Raw genomic sequence first — 6,000 nt, forward strand, 5'->3', positions numbered from 1 at the left:
ACGGGCGGGTCCAGTACCAGGGGAGAGCGCGACGACGTGCGCGCGGGGGCGGGGGCAGGGGCGAGGCTCTGCGTGGGGGCCGGGGCGCTGGTCGGGCTCGTGGGTGGCGCCGTGGTCGTGGGGAGTGACGGGATCTTGGCGGGTGCCGGGGTCGTGGGGAGTGTCGGTGCGGCCGGGAGCGGGCGGGCCCGGTCCGCGGCCAGCAGCGGGGCGAACAGGTCGCCGAACTCGGCGAGCCGCCCGGGGAGCTCGGCGAGCGTGAACACCAGCTCCTCCTCCGACCGGGCCCGCTCAAGCTCCGCCCAGGAGAGCGGCGTGGACACCGTGGGCCGGGCCCGCGCCCGCAGGGTGTAGGGCGCGGCGGTGGTCTTCTTGGCGTTGTTCTGTGACCAGTCCACCAGCACCCGCCTCGTGCGGCGCGCCTTCGCCATGGTGTGCACGACGAGGTCCGGGTGCGCTGCCTCCAACGAGGCCGCGAGCTCCTTGGCGTACGCGGAGACCCGGGCGCTCGGGGTCGGTTCCAGCGGGACCAGCAGATGCAGGCCCTTGGAACCGGAGGTCTTCACCCAGCAGTCGAGCCCGTCCGCCGCCAGCCGCTCGCGCAGCAGGAGGGCCACCGCCCGGCAGGTCAGCACGGTTGCGCCCTCGCCCGGGTCGAGATCCAGCACCAGTCGGTCCGCGAGTGCGGGCGCGGCCGCGTGCCACTGTGGGACGTGCAGTTCCAGACAGCCCAGGTTGGCCGCCCAGAGCAGTGCCGCGCCGTCGTCCAGCACCACCTGCCGCAGCTCCCCGCTGCTGCTCGGCACCTCCACGGTCCGTACCCAGCGGGGCGTCCCGGCGGGCGGGTTCTTGGCGATGAACACCTCACCGTCCACCCCGTCCGGGCAGCGCAGGAAGGAGACCGGACGGTCGCGCAGGTGCGGCAGCAGCACGGTGTGCACGGCCGCGTAGTAGCGCAGCACCTCGCCCTTGAGCGTGCCCGTGGCCGGGTAGTACACCTTCTCCAGGTGTGAGAGGGCGAGCGTGCGCCCGTCCACCACCATCTGCGGCATGGCCGCCTCCGAGCTGCGCCGGGCCGCCGCGCCGGTTCGCGGGGCCCGCGCAGCCAGTCTGCCCGGCCTTCCGGCCGTCCGCTCCTCACGGCGTGAGCAGCGCCCGGGGCACCGTGCGGGAACAGCGCCGCCCGCGGGAACAGCGCGGCCCGTCGACCGGCATCACGAACACCTGGGTACGTCCTGCCTGACGCCCTCCGGCGACGCGGGAGCGAAGCGGGCTTCGATTCCCAGGGGTCGGGTGTCCGGAGGCCGGATCCAGGTGCGAGCTTCCAGGGGTGGACTTCCATGAGGGGGAGTCGCAGGAGGGGGATTCCCGGGATCGGATCCCAACGGGGATGGTCATGGGGCGAGGAAGGGACGCCCGACCGGGGGTCCGCGTCAGCCCGCGACCAGGGCGTGCGCGTCGGCCACCAGGTCCTGGACCCGGGCCCAGTCGACCGGCGGCACGTCCAGGTAGACCCCGACCCAACCCCGGTGGCCGACGTACGGGGGCCGGAAGAAGCGGTCCCGGTCCTCGGCGATCAGGAACTCCTGTGCCCCTGCCGGGGCCGGGCACCAGAACGCGAGGCGGTCGTCGTGATGGTGGTCGGCGAGCATCACGAACACGCGCGCCCTCCGCCCCGCCCCGGCGAACCAGGTCGGCTCCCCGTGACTGACCCGCTCCGAGACCTCCGGCAGCGCCAGGCAGAGCGCCCGAAGCCGCTCGACGGCGGCCTCGGAGGCCCCGGGGGCGTTGGCGGTCCCGTGATCCGCGTGGGTCGCATGAGTCGTATGGGCCTTACGGGGTGAGGGCTGGGCGGGCGGAGGCGCGGCCGACGGCCCTCCGGCCGCGGACCCTGCGGTGGCAGACGGGGCGGTGGCGGACGGAGCGGTGCGGGGGTGCCGGGGCATCGGGAGTCAGCCGGCCGAAGGGCGGGGCGCGCCCGGGTAGGTGCCGAAGTACCAGCGGTTGCCCTCAGGGTCGGCGGCCGAGAAGTCCCGGGAGCCGTAGTCGGTCTCGAACGGCGCCGTCGTGATCCGGGCCCCCGCGGCGACGGCGCGTGCGTGGACCGCATCCGGGTCCGCCGTGACGACGTACGCGGTGAAGCCGCCCGGGCGGCCGGGCCAGGGCTCGGCGCCCTCGGGGTCGGGCCGGTCCGAGCCCAGCATCACACCCCCGCCCTCCGGCCAGGCCAGTTCGGCGTGCGTGACGAGGTCGCCCTCGCCGTACACCACCACCTCCTGGAAGCCGAAGGCGTCCACCAGGAACCGGATCAGCGCCCGGGCGTCACGGGCGCGCAGGCTGGGCCAGACCTGCGGGACGGGAGTCTGGGTGTCCATGGCGAGTTCCTCCTCGGAAGGGCAGTGGCAACCGGGGGGCTGTCACAGCTCCCACTCTGGCGCCGCCGTCCCGGCCCCGCCTTGGACGTTTCGGAACTTCGCCGCGTCGGGCCCCTCCTCCGCCAGCCACACACTCGGTGCGCAGCCGGCCAGCGTGCGGAACTCCCGGGCCAGATGGGCCTGGTCGAAGTAGCCGCAGTGCGTGGCCAGCTCCGCCAGCCGGGGCGGCGGCCCGGGCGCGCGCAGCAGCCGCCGGGCCCGGTCGAACCGGATCACCCGGGCGGCGGCCTTCGGGCTCAGCCCGGTCTCGTGGCGGAGCCGGTCCTGGAGGTGCCGGCTGCTCCATCCGGTGTCCGCGGCCAGCGCCGACACCGGCAGCGCCCCGCCGCTGCGCCGCAGCGCCCGCCAGGCCCGGACGACCTCGGGTGGCACCCGCCCGGAGGGGCGTGCGGCCCGCAGCAGCGCGCCGTCGAGGACGGCGAACCGTTCCGGCCAGCCGCGGGCCAGCTGGAGCGCCTCCTGGAGCCGCGCGCTCGCCCGTCCGAGGACGGCCTCGGCCGGGACGTCCACCCCGGCCAGCTCCCCGGCCGGCAGGCCGAAGAGCGCCCGGGCGGCCAGCGGGTGCACGGCGATCTGGATGCCGGACTGCCGGCCGTCGTGGGTGATCAGGGCGGGGGAGGTGTGCAGGCCGCCCAGCAGTGTCGCGTAGCTGTCGGCCGGCTGGGCCGGGTCCGGGTGCCCGGCGACGGTGAGCGGCTCGTCCAGGGTGAGGATGAAGGTCAGGTACGGCGAGGGCAGCCCCCGGTGCACGGCGGGCGCGACGCCGCGCTGGCGGTAGCCGGAGTACCAGGCGACGTACGGCCGGAGGGCCGTGGCGGGCCGGCTCCGGACGGCTTCGTCGACCGTGTCGGCGAGTTCCTGCGTCACCTCCCCAGTATCGCGCCCAGTATCCCGCCGCCGGGAGCGGCTGCGGCCCGGCGTCCCCGCCATCGCGTGGGCTCGCGGTCGGCGGGAGTGTTGCTTATGGTGATCGCACCGGAACACCCGGTACTCGGGGGCAGATCTGACAAGGAGTCCCAGTGACCACTGCCCGAGACATCATGCACACCGGCGCCCAGTGCATCCGCGCCGACCAGACGCTCGCCGAAGCCGCCATGATGATGCGCGACATGAACGTCGGTGCTCTGCCGATCTGTGGCGACGACCAGAAGTTGAAGGGCATCATCACCGACCGCGACATCGTCGTCCGTTGTCTTGCCGAGGGCAGGGACCCGGCGAACATGACGGCCATGGAACTGGCCGGCCACCTGCACTGCGTCCGTGCGGAGGACAGCATGGACACGGTGCTGAAGAAGATGGAGCAGCACCAGATCCGCCGCATCCCGGTCATCGACGGCGACCGGCTGGTCGGCATGATCAGCGAGGCCGACCTGGCCATGGGCCACCGCAACGGCCAGCGCCTGACGGACCAGCAGATCATCGAGTTCATGGACAGCGTGTACATGATGCGGTGATCCGCGGGCTGCCTGTGAGTGCCCTCGTGCGTACGGCGCGAGGGCACTTGCCGTTGCCGGACCGGCTCGCGCGTCCGCGGATCGTGCAGCCGGCCGGGCCGCGTAGTCGTGGTCGGTGTCACAGCCGGCCCCCGCCCCCCGGGGTAGCAAGGCGTGCCGGCTTCCGTGGCGCCGTCGTGCGGTGCGGCCGCCCGGGGCCCGACGAAGGCGCCCCATTGCGCGAGAAGAGCGTCCCAACATCCGAGCGAAATGCTCTTGCCATCCGGGATGCGAGAGAATCCCACCATGGGAAAGACATACGAAAAGATTGACGGCCGTCTGCGGGAGTTCATCGAGCGTCAGCCCGTCTACTTCGTCGCCACCGCGCCGCTCGCCGCCGACGGACACGTGAACGTCTCGCCCAAGGGGCGGTCGGGCACACTCGCGGTGATCGACGAACTCACGCTCGCGTATCTGGACTTCGGGGGATCGACCGCAGAGACCATCGCGCACCTCCGGGAGAACGGCCGGATCACCCTGATGTGGTGCGCCTTCGACGGTCCGCCGACCGTGGTGCGGGTGCACGGACAGGGCGAGCCCGTCTTCCGGGACGACGCCAGGTTCGGGGACCTGCTGGGCCACTTCGACGCGGAGGCGGACGGCTCCGCGCTGCGCGCGATCGTCCTGGTGAAGGCCGAGCGGGTGAGCGACTCCTGCGGGTTCGCGGTCCCGCTGATGGACTACCGCTCGGACCGGGACCTGCACGAGCAGTACTTCGACCGGAAGACGGACGAGGAGTTCAACACCTACTGCGAGGGCAAGCAGTACATCGGGACCAGCATCGACGGCCTGCCCGCCCTTCCGCTGCCGCTCCCGCCCCGCCCGGCCTGAGACCTGCCGGTGGGGGCCGGGGCGGCCCGCGCCGTCAGGGCGTCGAGGACCACCCCGCGCGGTAGTGGTGGAGGTCGCGCAGGAGGGCGATCTCGGCGCCGTGGTGGAGCAGTTCCTGATTGACCCACCAGACGATGTCGATGAACGGGTTCTCCGGGTCGCTGCCGTAGGGGTAGGCGCTGTGGCCGACGGTGTCGAGGGCCGCGTCGTCGGTGTCGGCCAGGACCTTCCGCCAGGCGTCGGCCGCCGTCTCGAAGGCCGCGAGCGCGGATGCCGCGTCGCCGGCCACCTCGAAGTCGTCCCGGGTGAGCGAGCGGGTGCCGCCGGTGTGGTCGGCCCGGAGGGCGAGCATCTCGGTGAGGTGGCAGAGCCGCCAGGCCAGGGTGGTGAACGGCGGGGGCACCGGGTGGGGTGCGGGGGCGGTGTCCCGGCCCCAGTCGCCGGCGCCGACGAGCATGGTCGCGCGGGAGCCGGGCCCGTCGGCGTGGCGGCGGACCGACCAGCACCCGGCGACCGGCTCCCACAGGTACTCGTCGTCCGTCATCGGGCCGACCGGGACGTCCGTGCCGTTCCCGCTGTTCACGACCGGGCCGGCCAGGCGGTCGGCGAGCCGCTCGCGGGCGAAGTCGTACTGCTCCAGCAGGGGGACCATGCGCTGAGGCATCGTCATCGGGTGCTCCCACGGTAGACACTGATCGGCTTCGGGCCGCCGGAACGGCCGAACCGGCACCCGCCCGCACCGTGTCACACCGTCGAGCGCGCCCGCGACGGGTTTTCCGCGCGGCGCCCGACGGGGCGCAGGCGGACGCGCAGGTGTGAGGCGGACCGGTCCTCGTCGGGACATTCGGGAAGCAGCCACCGGCCCACCCGGCGGCTTCCCTCCTGCACGGGCGCGGTGACACCGACGGCATGGACACGGAGGACTGCGGGCGGTGGTGGTCTGCAAGGACTGAGCCGTCCGGACCGGGGCGGTGGCGGAGCAGGAAGTCGGCGGGACCGACTTCTTGTTCCGTCCCTCTTCGGGTCGGGAAATGCCACGACGCCGCTGTACCGTTCCGGGCCCGTGGTGGGTCGGTGGGGTGCAGCGGCGTGGTCGTGGTGGCACCGGGGTGGGGTGCGGGGGGTGTTACTTGGTGAGGCCGGCCTTGACGGAGCAGACGGGCCAGGCGCCGGGGCCCTGGGCGGCGAGGACCTTCTCGCCGATGGCGATCTGCTGGGCCTTGGTGGCCTGGTGGGCCTGG

At 73.6% G+C, this 6,000-nt stretch carries 6 protein-coding genes and 2 pseudogenes; 2 read left to right on the plus strand and 6 right to left on the minus strand.

Annotated features, from left to right (window positions below):
* Positions 1-173 precede the first annotated feature (173 nt).
* The 4 genes and pseudogenes from ligD to J5Y04_RS19135 all read right to left on the minus strand — a co-directional run.
* Positions 174-1,052 (minus strand): annotated as a pseudogene (ligD, locus tag J5Y04_RS41905) (non-homologous end-joining DNA ligase); the annotation flags it as partial.
* A 381-nt stretch (positions 1,053-1,433) separates the two neighbouring features.
* Complete coding sequence (locus J5Y04_RS19125) at positions 1,434-1,946, minus strand: MmcQ/YjbR family DNA-binding protein (RefSeq protein WP_209413255.1); 513 nt, start codon at positions 1,944-1,946, stop codon at positions 1,434-1,436.
* Positions 1,947-1,952: 6 nt separating this feature from the next.
* Positions 1,953-2,375, minus strand: coding sequence for a VOC family protein (locus J5Y04_RS19130; protein WP_209413256.1), 423 nt, complete (start codon positions 2,373-2,375; stop codon positions 1,953-1,955).
* Between the two features lie 42 nt (positions 2,376-2,417).
* Entirely contained in the window at positions 2,418-3,302 is an 885-nt protein-coding gene (locus J5Y04_RS19135; protein ID WP_307853195.1) for a helix-turn-helix domain-containing protein, read from the minus strand.
* A 152-nt stretch (positions 3,303-3,454) separates the two neighbouring features.
* On the opposite strand from J5Y04_RS19135, the gene J5Y04_RS19140 reads away from it, so the two are divergent.
* Together J5Y04_RS19140 and J5Y04_RS19145 are read left to right on the plus strand one after the other, a co-directional pair.
* Positions 3,455-3,889 carry a CBS domain-containing protein gene (locus J5Y04_RS19140; protein WP_307853196.1) on the plus strand — a complete coding sequence of 145 codons (435 nt, stop codon included), beginning with the start codon at positions 3,455-3,457 and terminating at the stop codon, positions 3,887-3,889.
* Positions 3,890-4,174: 285 nt separating this feature from the next.
* Positions 4,175-4,759: a pyridoxamine 5'-phosphate oxidase family protein gene (locus tag J5Y04_RS19145; protein ID WP_148640914.1), complete on the plus strand. Its 585-nt coding sequence runs from the start codon at positions 4,175-4,177 to the stop codon at positions 4,757-4,759.
* Between the two features lie 34 nt (positions 4,760-4,793).
* Here J5Y04_RS19145 and J5Y04_RS19150 read toward each other — a convergent pair whose 3' ends face one another.
* Complete coding sequence (locus J5Y04_RS19150; RefSeq protein ID WP_209413258.1) at positions 4,794-5,429, minus strand: DinB family protein; 636 nt, start codon at positions 5,427-5,429, stop codon at positions 4,794-4,796.
* Positions 5,430-5,888: 459 nt separating this feature from the next.
* A pseudogene (locus J5Y04_RS19155) lies at positions 5,889-6,000 on the minus strand (transglycosylase family protein); the annotation flags it as partial.

Source organism: Kitasatospora sp. RG8 (assembly GCF_017813315.1).
In the GTDB taxonomy this organism is placed as follows: domain Bacteria; phylum Actinomycetota; class Actinomycetes; order Streptomycetales; family Streptomycetaceae; genus Kitasatospora.

Excerpts from the sequence above, each read along its gene's own strand:
- J5Y04_RS19130 (WP_209413256.1), bottom strand. The coding sequence starts at position 2,375 with ATGGACACCCAGACTCCCGTCCCGCAGGTCTGGCCCAGCCTGCGCGCC.
- J5Y04_RS19150 (WP_209413258.1), bottom strand. The coding sequence starts at position 5,429 with ATGACGATGCCTCAGCGCATGGTCCCCCTGCTGGAGCAGTACGACTTC.
- J5Y04_RS19145 (WP_148640914.1), top strand. The coding sequence starts at position 4,175 with ATGGGAAAGACATACGAAAAGATTGACGGCCGTCTGCGGGAGTTCATC.
- J5Y04_RS19125 (WP_209413255.1), bottom strand. The coding sequence starts at position 1,946 with ATGCCCCGGCACCCCCGCACCGCTCCGTCCGCCACCGCCCCGTCTGCC.